Below are 17,386 nucleotides of genomic sequence, written 5' to 3' on the forward strand. Positions count from 1 at the left end.
TAGTTAAGTTATGACCTCTATTATTCTTTTGTTAAAATTTGTTAAGTATTTTAAAGCACAATGACGTTTAAGTAGTTTAGCTATTATTATTTAATTGACGTTATCGGATTATTACCTTATCTTTGTAAAATGTTTAAAATTAAACACCTTATTATTTCTTGTTTTGCAATTGCACTTCTAAGCTTAGGGGCATGTAAAAGTCGTTTCGAAAAACTACGTTTAAGCAATGACGTTGCTAAAAAGTACCAAGAAGGAATTAGGCTATATAATAAAAAGGACTACAACAAAGCCTTGATTTTATTCGAAGGTTTAGTACAAAAATACAGGGGAACTGCCGAGGCAGAAGACCTAAACTATTACTACGCCTATACTTTATACCGTTTAAAAGATTACACCACGGCTCGTTATAAGTTCAAAGAATTTGCCGATACTTACCCTGCGAGCAAAAATGCGGAAGAATGCAGGTATATGGGAGCATATTGCTACTACTTAGATTCCCCAAAATCATCGCTAGATCAAGAGAACACCTATAAAGCAATAGACGCTTTACAGCTATTCATCAACCTTTATCCAAAAAGCGATAGGGCTAGCCAAGCAGCACAATACATTGCTAACCTAAGGGATAAATTAGAAACTAAGGCTTACGACAATGCGAAATTGTACTACGACCTAGGAGGCTACGACATCACCAATTATAAATCGGCTGTAGTGGCGCTAAAAAATGCACAGGTAGAGTTCCCAGACATTAAATATGCCGAAGAAATGAACCTGTTGACTATAAAATCTCAGTACATGTATGCCAAAAACAGTTATCCTGCCAGACAGGAAGACCGTTTTAATGAAGCTATCGAATACTACAACGAATTTATAGAAGCTTACCCTAACAGTAAATTTGCTAAAGAAGCAAAACAACTGAAAGAAGATAGCGAGGCCGGAATTGTAAATGCTAAAAAAATATTAGCAGAAGAAGCTGCAATGATAGCGAAATACAAAGCCTTAGAAGAAGGCGACAAAAAGAAAAAAGATACCATTAACAAGAATTTAGATAATAAAACACAAAAATAAAATGAGTACTCCAAAACCAGCTATTCCAAATACTACGGTTACTAGAAATGTTCATGATTTGGATAGATCTACTGATAATATTTATGAGTCTTTAGTGATTATTGCAAAGAGAGCTAACCAGATTTCGAACAACATGAAAGAGGAGCTACACGGTAAATTAGCAGAGTTTGCCTCATCTAACGATAATTTAGAAGAAATCTTTGAAAACAGAGAGCAAATTGAAATTAGCAAGCATTATGAGCGTCTGCCTAAACCTAGCTTAATTGCAATTGACGAGTTCTTGAACGAAAAGATCTACCACAGAAACCCTAGTAAAGAGCAAAAGTAATTTAGCTTAACGCTACTACTATTTTAATAGCCACAAATACACAGATATTAATTTGTGTGTCTGTGGCTAAATATTTTTATACTGCTTTTTACTGCCTATATTTGTGCTAGATGCTGAACAATAAAAATATTTTACTTGGTGTTTGTGGCAGTATTGCCGCCTACAAAGCTGCACTATTGGTTAGGCTTTTGGTAAAGGCCGGCGCAAACGTAAAAGTTATTCTTACCGCCGATGCCAGTAATTTCATTACTCCTTTAACATTGGCAACACTTTCTAAAAATCCTGTTTACACCCAATATTTTGAAGCCGAAACCGGTGTTTGGAGCAACCATGTAGAACTTGGCTTATGGGCCGATTACATGCTCATTGCTCCTGCTAGCGCAAATACCTTGGGCAAAATGGCCAATGGCCTTTGCGACAATCTACTTACCGCTGCTTACCTTTCGGCCAAATGCAAAGTGCTTTTTGCCCCTGCAATGGATTTAGACATGTGGAAACATGAAAGCACGCAAGAAAATATCTCCAAATTACAAAGCTTTGGCAATGTGTTAATTGCTCCAGGCAACGGAGAATTGGCAAGTGGTTTACATGGCGAAGGCAGAATGGCCGAACCTGAGGAGATTTTAGCATTTTTAGAGACCGAAATTAAAAAAGGACTTCCCCTACTAGGAAAAAAAGCGATGGTTACTGCTGGCCCTACTTACGAAGCCATAGACCCTGTACGCTTTATTGGTAACCATTCGTCGGGCAAAATGGGCTTTGCCATTGCTAACGAACTACATAAGCTGGGCGCCGAAGTAACTTTAATAACCGGCCCTACCTCTCAAAAAGCTCTTTCTTCCGTTAAAATAATTAACGTAGTAAGTGCACAACAAATGTTAGATGCCTGCACGGCCCAATTTAGCGAAAACGACATTACGGTGATGAGCGCAGCAGTAGCCGATTACACCCCTGTAGATGTAGCTGAGCAAAAAATTAAGAAAAAGGAAAATAACCTTCACATAGAACTAAAAAAAACAACCGATATTTTAGCTACCCTAGGCAAACAAAAAACCAATCACCAATTACTTATTGGTTTTGCATTAGAAACTGTTGATGAAGAGAACTACGCAAAGGAAAAGCTAAAGAAAAAAAACCTGGATTTGATTGTGCTAAATTCTTTGAACGATGAAGGTGCTGGCTTTAAAACAGACACTAACAAAATCACTATTTTTAACAAAAACTTAACTAAGACCACTTTTGAAACCAAGTTGAAAGATGAAGTAGCAAAAGACATTTGTGCGGAAATACTAAAGTTGATGGTTAACAGTTAATGGTATAGAGACAAAAAACAGCTATCAACCATTTACTATAAACTATTATCCATAACTTTCAACCATTACAAAACTAAAGAAATTCACTTTGTGCCTTTGTGGTAAAAAAACGAATAATGAAAAAAACAATCGGATTACTGTTATTAACCCTTGCCTGTTTTGCGGTAAATGCCCAAGAGCTAAATACGCGTGTACAGATTTTAGCGCCCACGGTTAATAATGCCAATAAAAGAAACCTTGATGTTTTACAGAATACCATTAGGGATTTCATGAATAACAACAAGTGGACCACCGAAACGTATTTACCACAAGAAAAAATTGATTGTAATTTAGTCATCAACATTACCGCTTGGGACGGAAATGCCGCTTATACTGCCGAAGCACAAATCCAATCGAGCAGACCTGTTTATGGCAGTTCGTACACAGCCACTTTGTTGAACATGGCCGATAAAGATTTTAGTTTCTCTTTTAACGAAGGGCAGTCGTTAGACTTCTCTGATCAAAGTTTCATTAACAACCTAAGTTCTTTACTTGGCTTTTATGCTTACACCATTATTGGTTTAGATAAGGATAGCTTTAGCAAATTGGGCGGCACACCTTATTATCAAAAAGCGCTGAATTTAATTAACCTGGCCCAAAATGCAGGCGGAAAAGGTTGGCGACCTGTAGATGGCCTAAGAAATAGGTATTGGCTAAACGAAAACCTAATAAACAACTCTTTTAAACCATTAAGAACTTTTATCTACGAGTATCACCTTAACGGATTAGATAAGCTGCAGAGAAATACCGAAAGCGGAACAAAGAGCATCCTTTCTTCCCTCTCTAGCTTAAAACAGTTCGACAAACAAAAAATGGGTTCTATTTTCCCGAATATTTATTTTTCTACAAAGGCAGACGAAATTACCAATGTACTTTCTTTAGCCGAACCACAAGATAAAATGAAAGCCTATAATTTATTGGTTGAAATTGACCCACCCAATACCACTAAATACGATGGATTGAAAAAGAGATAACAGCTATGCTAGCTGAAGTTTAAGACATAGTTAAACTTTAGCAAAGCACTTTTTTCTTTTAAATCGTTGACAATTTTTCTTCAGGCCACCTCCTATTAAGGCGAATTCACTCACTTAAAATCTAGGTAGATTTCACCTATCGCCAATCATCTGTTAAATTTTTGTTAAATCATTTGCATTATACGAATATGTTCGTACATTTGAATACGAAAAAATTCGTAATTGCAACAAATGAGCAATAACAACATCAAACCTACCGAGGGAGAAATGGAAATACTACAAGTGCTTTGGGCTAAAAGCAATTGTACGGTAAGAGAAGTTCACGAAGCTTTAGACAAAAAAGAATCGGGCTATACCACCACGCTAAAATTAATGCAAATTATGCATGAAAAAGGCTTAGTAGCTAGAGACACAAGTGCTAAAACACATATTTACAAAGCTTTAATTAACCAAGAAACTACGCAGCGGCACTTGGTAAAGAAAATGATCGACAATGTGTTTAATGGATCGGCGGCGAGATTAGTGATGCAAGCTTTAGGCAACAAAAGTGCCAGCCAAGAGGAGATAGATTTAATTAAAGACTATCTAAACAAACTTGAAAACAAATAATCATGGAAGCCATTATCAACAACCTTGTTAAAGCAATTGGATGGAGCATTTTGCACTCGTTATGGCAAGGCGCTATCATTTTTGCGGTATTGTTTATTGCATTATCAGTAAGATCTCGTATGAGTTCTAGACTGAAGCATAACCTATCAATAGGGGCGTTGTTTTCTATTTTTATCACTTTTTGCTTAACTTTTGCATCCTTGTTTAATTTGCCAAGTATAGCCAACCCCGCAACCGCCGGATTGGAGATAGACGGTGCATCTTTACAGCAGTTCTACCACTTTGCTAATAGTTGGAGCTTTAAAACAGAAAGTTATTTCCCATTTATTGTTGCGCTGTACATCATGGGAATTAGTTTTCAATTAGTTGTTTTAACTTCTAGCTACATTAAGTTAAAACAGTTAAAACAAACGAACATTTCGGCCATTCCGGCAGCATGGATGGTAGTTGCCGAAAACACTTTGAAAGAGTTAAGAATTACAAAAAAAGTACAGTTCCTTTTATCCGAGAAAGTAAATGTTCCGTTGGTAATTGGTTTTATAAAACCTGTGGTACTTTTCCCTGTAGCATTGGTTTCGCAATTAGATATTAAACAAGTTGAAGCCATTTTAATACACGAGTTATCCCATATCCGTAGAAATGATTATGTGTTAAACCTCATTAAAACAGGGATTGAAACTTTGCTTTTCTTTAACCCATTTGTGTGGTTAACCAGTAGGTTTATACATATCGAAAGAGAACACGCCTGCGATGACTTAGTAGTAAAGTTTACCAAGGAACCCGTTACCTATGCACATGCATTGTTAAAATTAGAACTCATTAAAGACAAAGCACAACCAACCCTTAGCTTGGCTGCTACGGGCAAAAATCAACACTTGTATCAACGTATTAAAAGAATTACCAACATGAAAACGAATTACATGAACGCTAAGCAAAAAATATTGGCGCTTTGTTTAACATTAGCTACTGTAATATCCCTAGCCTGGATAAACCCTACAAAAAAGGAAACAAAGATAGAAAAACAACAAAAGTCTGTTACCACCGTAGCTACCATTTTAAATAGCAAGGCTAGCAACAATAAATTGGTTTGCATAAAGGCAGATACAGATAGCGTAAAAAAGAAAGTTAAACGAGAAATTATTATCAAAAGTAAAGATGGCAAAAAAACAGTCTATAACACTATAGATGAAATGCCAGATAGCTTAAAAACGAAATTGGCTGATATTGAAAAAAAGATAAATTCGCCAGAATGGCACGAAAAACTAAATAAGATTACTTTAGATGGCTTAGAAATGTCTAAATTATTCGATTCTAAAGAATGGAAAGACAAAGTGATGAAGATGGAATTTCATGCTAAGGGTATGGAAAAGATGTTTAACTCGGCAGAATGGAAAGATAAAATAGCGAAGATTGAACTTAATGCAAAAGATATGGAGAAAAAATTTAATTCGCCAGAATGGAAAGACAAAATGGCCAAAATTGAATTTGATAGCAAAAAGTTAGAAAAAATGTTCAATTCTAAAGAGTGGAAAGAAAAAATGAAGGATATTCAAAATAGAGGTAAAGAAATGAGCGAGAAATTCAACTCGCCAGAGTGGAAGAAAAAAATGAAAGACATAGAAGAGCTACAAAACTCTCCAGAATATCAGCAACTTCGCGAAAAATACGAGAAAGACCTGGAAGAATTGAAAAAGAAAAAAGGTATTACTACGGAAAAAGCCTTCTTAATCTATAACAATGCGATGCCTTTGCACCTTGCCAACCTAACGCTAGATTCTATTGAACCTATTGCAAAGGTTGTGGTTACTTCCCTAAAAACAAACTTAAAAGCCTGCAACGAACCAACCGTAATAAAATTGATAAATACCACTTTAACAAATTAAAACACTCCAAATGAAACCAAAAGGGCATGAGTATTACTCCTGCCCTTTTGTGCTTACCTACTCGTTAACGTCTTTAACAGTTGCACCTATTTTAAAATAGATTCAGAAGTAACTAAACACCAAGTATATATTTTATCTCATCGCTTTGTTTTTTTAAGCCCTCCGTTTTATTAATTTAGCGCTAAATATGCTACAAAAACTTTCGATACGTAATTACGCTTTAATTGATACGCTTGAAATTAATTTCGACAGTGGACTAAACATCATTACAGGTGAAACTGGTGCTGGTAAATCTATTATTTTAGGTGCATTATCGTTAATTTTAGGTCAGCGGGCAGAAAGCAAGTACTTTTTTAACCAAGATAAAAAGTGTGTAATAGAAGGTAGTTTTTTACTGGCGGATGAATTGTTAAAACCTCTATTCGAAAGCAATGATTTAGATTTTCAGGAAGAGAGTTTTTTACGCAGAGAAATTGCGAATGATGGTAAATCGAGAGCATTTATTAACGATACGCCAGTAAATCTAGGCACCTTAAAACTTATTGGCGAACAACTCATCGCCATTCACTCGCAACACGCTACGCAAGAAATTAGCAATACCGATTTTCAATTGCTCATTTTAGATGCCTTGGCAAATCATGAGCCCTTGCTAAAAAGCTACAAACAAGGCTACAAAATGCTAAAACAAGCTGAGCAACAGTTAAAAGACTTACAACATAAAACAAGCGAAGCCAAAAACAAGCAAGATTACGAAGAGTTTTTATTTAACGAATTAGAACAAGCCGCCTTAAAAGTAGGCGAACAAGAAAATTTAGAACAAGAATTAGAAAAACTAACCCACGCCGAGAGTATTAAGCGTGCTTTGTTGGCCTCTAATGGCTTAATTAGCGACAATGAAACCGCAGCAATTAATCTGGTTAAAGAAGCCAGCAATCTGCTAAATGGAGTAGAAAAATTTGATCCTGCTATTGCCGAACTCAATGAACGTTTAAAATCGTCGTTAATTGAGCTGAAAGACATTGCAAGTGAAATTACTGCCCTCGAAGAAAATACAGCGCACAATTCGCAACGCCTAGAAACTATTCAAGAAAGATTGGATCTATTTTATAGTTTGCAGCAAAAGCATCGTGTAAACAACAATGACGATTTACTAGCTATACAGGAACAACTTTCAGAGAACTTAAACGCCATTTTAAACAGCGACGAACAATTAGAAAAACTACAAAAAGAGATTGGCACGCTAACCGAAAGTTTATTTAAACAAGCCGAACAGCTAAACGATAATAGAAAGAAAGCGATAGTTACCGCAGAAAAAGAAGTGGGCAGCGCCTTAAAACAAATGAGCATGCCTAACGCCGCTATTAATTTTAACTTAACTAAACAAACTCAACTAAATATTAACGGCCTTAACGAAGTGCAATTGTTGTTTACTGCTAATGCCGGTCAACAAGCAGCGCCAGTGGGCAAAGTGGCCTCGGGCGGTGAGCTTTCGAGGCTAATGCTCGCGGTAAAGGCTTTGTTAGCGAAACATACTTCGTTGCCTACTTTAATTTTCGATGAGATTGACACGGGTATTTCGGGCGAAACTGCTTTACGTGTGGGCGAAGTAATTGACGCTTTAGCAACAAATATGCAAATTGTAGCCATTACACACCTACCTCAAATTGCTGCCAAAGGCAATGCCCACTATTTTGTTTACAAACACGAAAAAGCCGATAAAACCACCACAGGCATTAAAAAGTTAAACCAAGATGAGCGTGTGGGCGCCATTGCCGAAATGTTAAGCGGAAAAAACCCTGGCGCTTCTGCCTTGCAAAATGCAAAAGAGTTGTTGGGGTAATACCAAAACAAAGCTATACTTACGAAAACTTCGTAAAAAACCCTAAAAACTAAAAGAATAGTTACCTTAGGGCATGAGTTTAAAACCCGCTGCCCTAATTTTCTGGTTACTGTTACTTAAGCTTACCACTTTCGCCCAAAGTAATTTTACCATTAGCGGTACCGTACGCGACGATAAAGAAACCATTCCGGGCGCTGCCATTTACCTAAGCGGCACAAAAATTTCTACCGTTGCTAATAACGAGGGAAAATTTAGCATCACTAAACTTCCGCCAGGAAATTACGATCTATTGATTCAAGTAGTAGGTTACCTGCCCTACGCTAGCAGCATCATTATTAGCGATAAAAATATTGCTATAGCAGCCTTGTTAAAAGCAAACACCGTTACTTTAAACGAGGTGGTAATTAAGCCAGACCCTAATAGAGTGATGTACATCAATATGTTTAAGGAGTATTTTATTGGCAGGACACCCAATGCCCAACAATGCAAAATTTTAAATACCGAAGTTTTAACTACCCATTACGATAAACCATCCAGAACTTTAACCGTAAGCAGTAAAGAATTCCTTATTATAGAGAACAAAGCATTAGGCTATAGAATTAAGTATTTATTACAAAATTTCGAATACGATTACAAAACACGCATTGTGTATTTTGCGGGCTTCCCTTTCTTTGAGGAAATGAAGGGTTCAATTTCTAAAACCAACAAATGGAATAAAAAACGAAACATAGCCTATTATGGCTCTAATCAGCATTTTTTCAAATCGCTATACAGAGGAACTACAGAAAAAGAAGATTTTGCCATCCATAAATTGTCAATCATAAGCAACAAAAACAGGCTGCCAGACAGCATGATCAGCGCCAACATCAAAAGGCTCACCGCCGGAAGAAACGCCATTCATATGCTTAGCTTTAACAAAGATGATTCGCTTAATTTTTGGCTAAAAGAACGTAGCAAGCCCAAAACAATGATGGTATTAAACCGAGCAAAGGTACTTACAGATACTTTAACTAAAACTTACAACCAAAACATCAAAGCTATCAACTTCAGCGATGAACTTTTTGTAATGTACACCAAAGAAAAAGAAACCGAAGCGTACTCGAACAGTGGTTTTTCAATAAATCGTTCACCAGATATGGGGAATTACCAAGTTTCGTTAATTAGTTTATTAGAACCACCCCTGTATTTCTATAAAAATGGCAGTATTGCCAATACCCGTAGTTTTTTATGTAAAGGCTTTTGGGCTTACGAAAAAATGGCCGATATGGTGCCCATTGAGTTTGAGCCCATAAAAACAAATTAAAAAAAGTTTGAGTTAGATCCGTTTGCAACAAAAAAAGGGATCCCATATATTTGGCATCCCTTTTTTTTAAAATAAAATAACTAGCTTACACGATAATTTTCTCTACTTTTTTGGTTTTACGGCTCTTTTCGGCCATAAAGCCCATCACATGACTTTCTATTGATTCTGCGACGGTAGAAGTTAACACCTTAGCATCTTGCTGTGCCACTGCTTGGGCAAAATCGCGGGCAAGGAACCAGTCGCCACCACCGTGTCCAGAGTTGGCATAGCCTTCAACATCTTGCGCTTCGGGTTTAAATGTAACCGATTTACCAGTTTTAAAATCTGTTACCACTAATTCTTTCATATCTCCTACCATATCTCCTGTAGAACCAAAAATACGTGTTCTTCTACCATGGAAACCTGTGAATGCCTCCATAGAGAAGCTAGCAGTTACGCCATCGCCAAACTGTATATTGGTAATGTAATGATCTGGTTGGTCATTGTCCATTTGATAAACGCAACGGCCGTAATCAGAAGTTTTCAATTTTTCTAAAACGTACTTTTGTTTATCAGCTTTTTCCTTTAACTCTGTAGGAACATCTAAAACCCTTGTTCTTTGTAACTTATCATGATATTGCTTAATGGCCGAGTATGGACACTCTCGCTCTACTTTACAACCATCGGTACACCTCATCGTACTGCCCTGAGGAGCATTTTCTTTCTTAAACCAAGTAAGATCGCCCATGGCTACAATTTCCTTGCTAGGCTTATCAATTACCCATTTGATAATATCTAAATCATGGCAAGATTTAGCCAATAGTATTGGCGTAGTCTTTTTTGAATCGTGCCAGTTACCACGAACATACGAATGCGCCATGTGAGTATGCTCAATTGGCTCTAAGTGCTGCACACTTATTACCCTGCCAATAGCTCCCTTCGCAATAAGTTCTTTCATTTTAACAAAGTAAGGTGCGTATCTTAATACGTGGCAAACTGCAACTATTCTATTCTTTTTTGTCGCTAATGCTAAAATATCTCTACACTCTTTTTCTGTAGGCGCAATTGGTTTCTCTAATAAAATATCATAGCCCATCTCCAAAGCTTTCATACATGGAGCATAGTGCAAATCATCTGGTGTGGTAATAATAATAGCGTCAGCAAATTTCGGGCGTTTAAACACTTCTTCCCAAGTTTTAAATCTATTTTCTTTAGGTATTTTATGCACCTTGGCATACCTATCATTTCTAAACGGAATAGGTTCGGCAACACCCACAATCTTTAAACTTTCAGGAAACTTGGCAGCATATCCACCGTAAACATTACCTCTACTTCCGGCTCCTATAGTAATAGCGGTAACAGCTTTAACATTTGACTTATGCAATGGGTTTTGAGGCAAACCATATAAAAAGGTATCATTGGCTATTTTACCTAGGGTTTCGGTGGTAATAATAGCACCACCTAGACTTAGCGTTAAGGTTTTAATAAGACTTCTGCGATTCATAATCTATTAGTTTATTTCTGATTAAGTTTAAAAACGATATGAAGATAGTCACTTTTATTAAAAATAGAAAAAAACAAATAAAAAAATTAAAAAATAGATGCAATAACAATAACTTTGATAAAATTTTTATAAAAGATTAAACAACTGTAACAGATATCTGACAAAAGTTCTGTATATATGTACTTAAAACAACAAATAACGTGACATCAAAACAGCATTGGCTAAAAAACCAAATCATTAAAGGATTACTTTATGAAGATAAAAGCATTTCCGATTTATGTAGTTATCTAGGGATTAGTGCGCCTACTTGCTCCTTATTAGTTAATAAAATGATAAACGAAGGCCTGATTGCTAAAAAAGGATCTGGCCAATCTATTGGGGGAAGAAAACCAGATCTATACACCTCTACACCCGGAAACTTTTTTGTACTGGGCATAGAGATGGACAGGTACCAAACTAAAATGGCTATCCTTGACAATACTTTTAATTACGCTGTGCCAACCAAGACTTTATCTCTAGATATCGAAAAAGAAGCCAGACCAATAGAACTACTGCATAGCTTGGCCACCGAGCTTATAGAAAACTCCAAGATAGACAAAAACAAGCTCATTGGCATAGGCGTAAGCATGCCAGGGTTAGTAGATGCGAAACAAGGCCACAACCATACTTTTATTGTAGCCACAGAACAGCTAAAAACACTAAAAGAAGAATTAGAAAACACCTTTAACCGACCAGTTTATATACAAAATGATGTTAAATGTTTAACTTCTGCCGAAAAACACTTTGGATTGGCAAAAGATAAAAATGATGCACTACTGCTATTCTTAGATTGGGGAATTGGCCTAGGTATTATTATGGATGGAGAAATTAGGGGTGGAAGACTAGGCTTTTCTGGCGAAATAGGGCACATGCCGTTTAAAGACGAAGGTATTTTATGCTATTGCGGCAAACGTGGCTGCCTAGAAACAGTAGCTTCCGGAATGGCTTTGGCAAAAATAGTAAAAGAAGGCATTCAGTCTGGACAGCACTCGCTATTGAACAACCTTCCAGACAGCGAAATTGATAAGATAGAGCCCCAAGTAATTATAAATGCTGCAAAACGGGGAGATCAATATGCCATTAAAATACTGGGCGATATTGGTTATAACGTAGGAAGAGCTGTTGCATCGACAATACAACTATTCAACCCCGAACTGATTATTTTGGCTGGCAGAATAGCACAAGCGCAAGAATACATCACTATCCCCATGCAACAAGCCATTAATACCTATTGCATGGCGCAGATTAGAGAAGATGTAGTGATTAAAGTTTCTGAATTAACCAACAACCCTATTTTACTAGGGCTAACTAGTAATGTTTTAAACCAACACCTAGAAACAACTAACTAACAAGGTAACTCAAACAATAGCGTTTTATTTATTTTAACATGAGTTTTGGGTCTTAATTTAACTAAACAGACCATGAAGTAGCTGCGAAGCAAAATAAATTCAGCGCTTGCTCCGAGTATCGGAGGTGACGGTAAATTGGCGTTTCGTTTCCCAAAATTAATTCGGAACTAGCTATTATTAATTGTCTTTTCGTGAGCCCGCACTGTTAATTGCCGCAATTACAGGAGTAACTTTCACTATCTTAAATTCTGTACGTCTATTCAGTTGGTGTTGTGCCTCTGTACATTTTACGCCGTCGGCACATTGGTTTAGCAGCGCTGTTTCTCCCCTACCAACAGCGCTTAACCTATCGGCGGCTACGCCCTTACTTATTAAATACTCCATAGCGCTAGCTGCTCGTTTTTCCGACAATAGTTGATTATACCTGGCAGTTCCCCTGGCATCGGTATGTGCTATAAGATCCATCCTAACATTAGGCATACTGGCCATAAAACTATTTACCTTATTTAAATCTGCTACTGCATCTGGCCTGATGTTCCACTGGTTAAAGTCGTAAAAAATATTGTTCAACTTCACCGTAAACACATCTGTAGCTCGTTCTAGTTCAAACTTAATATCATAAATAGTAGATAGGTTAACTCCTTTAGTAGATATTTCTCCAGTTTGCGTGGTAAAATATTGCTGTGGATTTCCTTTGATGATATATTCTGTTTCTTTTTCTAATGCAAAAGTGAATTTGCCTTCTGCGTCAGCAAACACTTTGTTTTCAGTGCCTTTATCTTTGTTAATTAGTAAAATTTCTAAGCCTGCAATAGGAATAGCCGTTCCCTTTTCTACCACCAAGCCATTTACAGCATATACTTTATCCTGAGATTTAGGCTCGGCCTTAATACCCGTTGTAAACCTGTAAATATCATCTAAACCCACTCCTCCATTTCTATTGCTAGAGAGGTAGCCCGTTTTGTTATTCGCATTAAATAATATTCCAAAATCGTCTTTTGATGAGTTTAATGGGGCTCTTAGATTTTCTATTTCTGTAAATTTGTTCTTTTCTCCTACGGCCGAAAAAATATCTAGCCCGCCCATGCCAATATGCCCTTTAGAAGCAAAGTAAAATTTTCCGTCTGCCCTAACCGAAGGGAAAACCTCATCGCTTTCTGTATTTATTTGGTTTCCGCAGTTTTGAGGTGGTGCCCAAGCACCGTTAGGAAGCTTCTCACTAAAATACAAGTCCATCCCGCCATAACCTCCTGGCTTATCAGAAGCAAAATACAAAATTTTGCCATCTGGAGATAATGCCGGGTGCTGTACCGAAAAAAGCCCGTCAATATTAAATGGGAGTTTATCTTTGGCAACCCACTCATCACCTTTTTTTACCGCAAGCAGCAAATACTGTTTACCTATATCTCCAATTTTTACTTTTTTACTGGCAGACATCACGGCCCTGGTAAAAATAACTGTATCTAAACTTGAATAAACAGCCAATGGGCCACTATGGAAACCTTTATTAATATTTCCTTTTAATAGACTAACTTTTTTAGAACTGGTAGATGCCGAATATATTTTAAGGTAGGGATTTCCGGTCCAACCGTATATTTCTTCTCCACTTTTGTTTTTTTGCCACCTATCAGAAATCAGCACAATCTCATCTCCTAATTTAGATGGGCTAAAATCAGAGTTCTCAGAGTTAAACCCAATTTCATTTTCTACCACGGCACCTATATCAGGGTTTTCGCTCCATGTTTTGGCAACGCTACATATATTAGCTAATTTTTCGGCCTCTGTTAAATATACAGGATTTTTTTCGCCCCATACTTTAAAGTTAATAGCAGCTTCATCAAATTTTCCATTTTGTTTCAATGCTTCAGCCAAATACTTATAATTCTCTGAAGATGCATTTGGATAATTCAACACTTTTTTATACCAAATTTCTGCTGCTTCAGTATTGTTAATAAAACGATAACAATTGGCTATTTTTTGGGCAATTTCTACGCTTGGATTGTCTTTCATGATTTTATCATAAATCTCCAAGGCATACTTATAGTCAAGCTGTTCATAGAGCTTATCTGCTTTCTTAATATCATCAGAAAAAAGCAATGAAGGCGCTAAAGAAACGAGTAGAAAAAGGACTAAAACTCTGAAATACTTTTTAATTGCCATAGGAACTCTGCGTTAGAAATATCGCGGAGTAGTTAAAGCGCTGCTTTTATAGTTTTTATTTCCAATAATGAACCCTAAAGATAACTCGTGGCTTCCGGAAGAATAGGAATTCAAATCCGACAAACTATAGTCGTAAGCATATCCTATCCTAAACTGTTTTGCAACAAAAACTTCAACTAATCCAACAAGCGAATTTTGTTGAAAAGTTCCACTTAAGTTGTTAGTAGTTTTCCACATATCAACACCCAGTCGGTAAGAACCTCCAATCCACAATACATCTTTAAACAAAAAAGAGGCATTTAAATCTAAATTACCCACGTTATTAGGGTCGTCACGCAACATAATAGAAGGCTTCGCCTTTACATCTTCATTAACATTTAATATTGCTCCCGCTGTTAAGAAAATGTGTACAGGTGGCAAAATTATATATTTAGCACGTTGGTTATTTTTGTTAAGGGCAGTAGTTAAGAGGTTATTGGCCGAAAGTCCTGCATAAAATTTAGCATTGTTATAGTATATCCCCAATTTGGCATCGGGAGATAAGTGATTTTGAGCTCCACTAAAAGTAGCATCTGTGGGGTCGCCAATGATAGCCTTATCGTTATTTAAAGAGAACTGAATAGCGCCCAAGCCCACACCAAAACTCAACCTTGCTTCTGCACCAACAGGCAAACGGTAAGCGTAATTTGCCATTACAGAAGTTTGCCCTTGAATATTGATTTTATCATTTAGCACAGAAAGCCCTAAGCCTACATTTTTATTGTTAAAAAAAGCACCATCGGCTATTAACGACTGTGTAATTGGCGCTCCTTTAATACCCACCCATTGATTGCGATTAAGCAGGTTAATATTAATGTCTTCCTTGTAGCCCGCATAAGCTGGGTTAACCAATAAGTTGTTAAACATGTATTGGCTATAAGTTACTTCATTTTGAGCCAGCACCAAAGACGGACAAACAATAATCAAAAACTGAAATAGAATTTTTTTCATCCTTTTAATTCTTAACCATGGTAATAACCCCTTTAAAATATTGGTCTGCACCATCAATCTTTACCCTTAAAATGTAAACGTAGGTGCCAGATGTAGCATTTTGGCCATCCCAAAATTTAGCAGAACTATAACCATTTACACGGTGAACCAAATTACCTGAACGGTCGAAAATCTTTAGGTCATTATCCGGAAATAGATCGATGTTTTTAACTTCCCAAGTATCATTTTTACCATCTCCATCTGGAGAAAAGGCATTATAAAATGATAAAGGCCCAGCATTGGTTATTTGACCGAAAGCAAAAGCAACATTGTTAGCCAAAGGTAAATCGGCATTTTTGTGCAAAAATGCCTGGCTCAATTCTGGCAAAAACGCGTTGTTATTTTGAACAGTTGCCGACAATGCCCTATCCCATTGTATATTTCTAACCCAGGTTACTACACTAGAGAATTTCTCTGTAGGCGAAACTTGAAACATCGCATCCATTCCGCTAGTTCCGCTCATTCGCTTTAAAATATGGTAATACTGGTCGTTAACCTCTGTAACCGTATTTGTCTTACTCAGCCTGCTATAGCCCGCTGCACTAGGATCTTTATCTATAAATGAAACTGCAACCGCATTCTCACTTTTATCTTTGGGCTTAAGCACTACAAAACGCATCATTGTTTTTGTACCCATAGGAAAAAGGTACGCTTCGTCTGCCTTCATGCTTCTCAAAAAAGAGCCTTCAACACCTAAACTAGTATTAATAAAGCCCTTATTTCTCCGTAACGACAAGGGGCTTTCATTAAGCAAAGTCAACGCTTCTGGAGCAGCAACCCTAATTTCAGCATCTTCTATATTTAACGTTAACCTCACCTCTACTTTAGCCTTGAGATCATAAATACCGCTTCCTTTTAAAACCAAATGAGGAAAATTAGTTGTATATCCAGCAAATGCTAAATTAACCGCATTAAACTCTACCGTACCCACAGAAGCCGGGGCAAACACTTTGTTGCTACCGTAATTGTCCCATTGACCATTTCCTTCCAACACCATTTGGCCATTATTTAAAATCTCCCCCTCTTTATGATAATACGTGCCATTCACATAAAGCAATGCATCTTTCTCTATAGTTAACTTTACGCCATCATTAACTATTTGAGCAAACAAAGCACTACTTTGCAAGAGAAAAAACCCAAAAAAACAGAAATGCTTTTTCATATCTATTTATTCTATGGCACCAATATGAAACGTAGCAGAAGGCAAATCTATAGCCGTATCTCCAACATTAATAAATTTAACTTCTATGGTATTTGCTGCCGTAGCTCTTGCATACGCAATGATTAAGCCATTGGGCAGTTCTATATTTGTTGAAACCGAAACACTAGCCATTAGACCAATTCCCGTTACATTAAAAGTTTGTTTATGAGATGATTTAGCCGCTATAGAAGGTAAATCGGCCACTACATTAGCTTTTATAATTGAGGCTAAATAAGAACCATTTACCCCCACTCTTACTTTTCCATCTACAGCTAGCCTAAGTCCTTCTTTCCTATTAGCAGCAATGATCAATTCTTTAGCATCAGTAGTGCCTAAAAAATCGGCATTTACATCAGGAGTTGTTGTACCACCCTGGTTACCAGCTCCATTACCACCTCTCAACCAAGCACTTACACTTCCAGAAGGACCTTGCGGCCCAGCTGGGCCTTGCTCTCCCGGGTCACCTTTTACGCCTTGTGGACCCTGCACACCTTGCGCACCCTGTAAACCTATATCACCTTTGTCGCCTTTATCACCCTTAGGACCTACTGCACCAATGGGGCCAGCCGCTCCAACAGCACCCGCCGGACCAGTTAATCCGATAGGTCCAACTGCACCAGTTGCACCCGGGTCGCCTTTATCACCCTTTTCGCCTTTATCTCCCTTATCTCCTTTGGCTCCGGTTAAACCAATAGGACCAACACTCCCTTGTGATCCTGTTGCGCCCGTATCACCCTTGTCGCCTTTATCTCCTTTGGCTCCGGTTAAACC

Annotated in this window: 13 protein-coding genes and 1 pseudogene; 9 read left to right on the forward strand and 5 right to left on the reverse strand. The window is 37.3% G+C overall.

Features of this window, described 5'->3' with window-relative positions; all coding sequences use genetic code 11:
- Positions 1-129: 129 nt before the first annotated feature.
- From B3I52_RS00655 to B3I52_RS00690, 8 genes are all read left to right on the forward strand, one after another.
- Positions 130-1,065 (forward strand): outer membrane protein assembly factor BamD, encoded by a 936-nt coding sequence (locus B3I52_RS00655; RefSeq protein WP_293297359.1) that lies wholly within the window; start codon positions 130-132, stop codon positions 1,063-1,065.
- Position 1,066: 1 nt separating this feature from the next.
- Positions 1,067-1,393: a DNA-directed RNA polymerase subunit omega gene (locus tag B3I52_RS00660; RefSeq protein WP_293297361.1), complete on the forward strand. Its 327-nt coding sequence runs from the start codon at positions 1,067-1,069 to the stop codon at positions 1,391-1,393.
- 110 nt (positions 1,394-1,503) lie between these two features.
- Positions 1,504-2,706 carry a bifunctional phosphopantothenoylcysteine decarboxylase/phosphopantothenate--cysteine ligase CoaBC gene (gene coaBC, locus B3I52_RS00665; RefSeq protein ID WP_293297364.1) on the forward strand — a complete coding sequence of 401 codons (1,203 nt, stop codon included), beginning with the start codon at positions 1,504-1,506 and terminating at the stop codon, positions 2,704-2,706.
- A 116-nt stretch (positions 2,707-2,822) separates the two neighbouring features.
- Positions 2,823-3,719, forward strand: a complete 897-nt coding sequence (locus tag B3I52_RS00670; RefSeq protein WP_293297366.1) for a DUF4835 family protein — start codon at positions 2,823-2,825, stop codon at positions 3,717-3,719.
- A gap of 231 nt (positions 3,720-3,950) precedes the next feature.
- Entirely contained in the window at positions 3,951-4,328 is a 378-nt protein-coding gene (locus B3I52_RS00675; protein ID WP_293297368.1) for a BlaI/MecI/CopY family transcriptional regulator, read from the forward strand.
- A 2-nt stretch (positions 4,329-4,330) separates the two neighbouring features.
- A complete protein-coding gene (locus tag B3I52_RS00680) occupies positions 4,331-6,211 on the forward strand; it encodes a M56 family metallopeptidase (RefSeq protein WP_293297371.1) in 1,881 nt (626 codons plus the stop codon).
- A 187-nt stretch (positions 6,212-6,398) separates the two neighbouring features.
- On the forward strand, positions 6,399-8,051 hold the full coding sequence (recN, locus tag B3I52_RS00685) for a DNA repair protein RecN (protein WP_293297373.1): 1,653 nt from the start codon (positions 6,399-6,401) through the stop codon (positions 8,049-8,051).
- A 73-nt stretch (positions 8,052-8,124) separates the two neighbouring features.
- Complete coding sequence (locus B3I52_RS00690; RefSeq protein ID WP_293297374.1) at positions 8,125-9,354, forward strand: carboxypeptidase-like regulatory domain-containing protein; 1,230 nt, start codon at positions 8,125-8,127, stop codon at positions 9,352-9,354.
- Between the two features lie 85 nt (positions 9,355-9,439).
- Here the strand turns inward: B3I52_RS00690 and B3I52_RS00695 are convergent, their stop codons facing one another.
- Complete coding sequence (locus tag B3I52_RS00695; RefSeq protein WP_293297376.1) at positions 9,440-10,837, reverse strand: Gfo/Idh/MocA family protein; 1,398 nt, start codon at positions 10,835-10,837, stop codon at positions 9,440-9,442.
- 329 nt (positions 10,838-11,166) lie between these two features.
- On the opposite strand from B3I52_RS00695, the gene B3I52_RS00700 reads away from it, so the two are divergent.
- The gene (locus tag B3I52_RS00700; RefSeq protein ID WP_293297379.1) at positions 11,167-12,225 is read left to right on the forward strand and encodes an ROK family protein; all 1,059 of its coding nucleotides are present in this window, start codon (positions 11,167-11,169) and stop codon (positions 12,223-12,225) included.
- A 177-nt stretch (positions 12,226-12,402) separates the two neighbouring features.
- Here B3I52_RS00700 and B3I52_RS00705 read toward each other — a convergent pair whose 3' ends face one another.
- From B3I52_RS00705 to B3I52_RS00720, 4 genes and pseudogenes are all read right to left on the reverse strand, one after another.
- Positions 12,403-14,385: an OmpA family protein gene (locus B3I52_RS00705; RefSeq protein WP_293297382.1), complete on the reverse strand. Its 1,983-nt coding sequence runs from the start codon at positions 14,383-14,385 to the stop codon at positions 12,403-12,405.
- 12 nt (positions 14,386-14,397) lie between these two features.
- Complete coding sequence (locus B3I52_RS00710) at positions 14,398-15,375, reverse strand: PorP/SprF family type IX secretion system membrane protein (RefSeq protein WP_293297385.1); 978 nt, start codon at positions 15,373-15,375, stop codon at positions 14,398-14,400.
- A 4-nt stretch (positions 15,376-15,379) separates the two neighbouring features.
- On the reverse strand, positions 15,380-16,576 hold the full coding sequence (locus tag B3I52_RS00715) for a gliding motility-associated C-terminal domain-containing protein (RefSeq protein ID WP_293297388.1): 1,197 nt from the start codon (positions 16,574-16,576) through the stop codon (positions 15,380-15,382).
- Between the two features lie 6 nt (positions 16,577-16,582).
- Positions 16,583-17,386: pseudogene (locus B3I52_RS00720) on the reverse strand (hypothetical protein); the annotation flags it as partial.

The organism is Pedobacter sp. UBA4863 (genome assembly GCF_002399615.1).
Taxonomy (GTDB): domain Bacteria; phylum Bacteroidota; class Bacteroidia; order Sphingobacteriales; family Sphingobacteriaceae; genus Pedobacter.

Bases quoted from the DNA above. Each gene is read 5' to 3' on its own strand.
- B3I52_RS00655 (WP_293297359.1), top strand. From the start codon at position 130: ATGTTTAAAATTAAACACCTTATTATTTCTTGTTTTGCAATTGCACTT.
- B3I52_RS00660 (WP_293297361.1), top strand. From the start codon at position 1,067: ATGAGTACTCCAAAACCAGCTATTCCAAATACTACGGTTACTAGAAAT.
- coaBC (WP_293297364.1), top strand. From the start codon at position 1,504: ATGCTGAACAATAAAAATATTTTACTTGGTGTTTGTGGCAGTATTGCC.
- B3I52_RS00670 (WP_293297366.1), top strand. From the start codon at position 2,823: ATGAAAAAAACAATCGGATTACTGTTATTAACCCTTGCCTGTTTTGCG.
- B3I52_RS00675 (WP_293297368.1), top strand. From the start codon at position 3,951: ATGAGCAATAACAACATCAAACCTACCGAGGGAGAAATGGAAATACTA.
- B3I52_RS00680 (WP_293297371.1), top strand. From the start codon at position 4,331: ATGGAAGCCATTATCAACAACCTTGTTAAAGCAATTGGATGGAGCATT.
- recN (WP_293297373.1), top strand. From the start codon at position 6,399: ATGCTACAAAAACTTTCGATACGTAATTACGCTTTAATTGATACGCTT.
- B3I52_RS00690 (WP_293297374.1), top strand. From the start codon at position 8,125: ATGAGTTTAAAACCCGCTGCCCTAATTTTCTGGTTACTGTTACTTAAG.
- B3I52_RS00695 (WP_293297376.1), bottom strand. From the start codon at position 10,837: ATGAATCGCAGAAGTCTTATTAAAACCTTAACGCTAAGTCTAGGTGGT.
- B3I52_RS00700 (WP_293297379.1), top strand. From the start codon at position 11,167: ATGATAAACGAAGGCCTGATTGCTAAAAAAGGATCTGGCCAATCTATT.
- B3I52_RS00705 (WP_293297382.1), bottom strand. From the start codon at position 14,385: ATGGCAATTAAAAAGTATTTCAGAGTTTTAGTCCTTTTTCTACTCGTT.
- B3I52_RS00710 (WP_293297385.1), bottom strand. From the start codon at position 15,375: ATGAAAAAAATTCTATTTCAGTTTTTGATTATTGTTTGTCCGTCTTTG.
- B3I52_RS00715 (WP_293297388.1), bottom strand. From the start codon at position 16,576: ATGAAAAAGCATTTCTGTTTTTTTGGGTTTTTTCTCTTGCAAAGTAGT.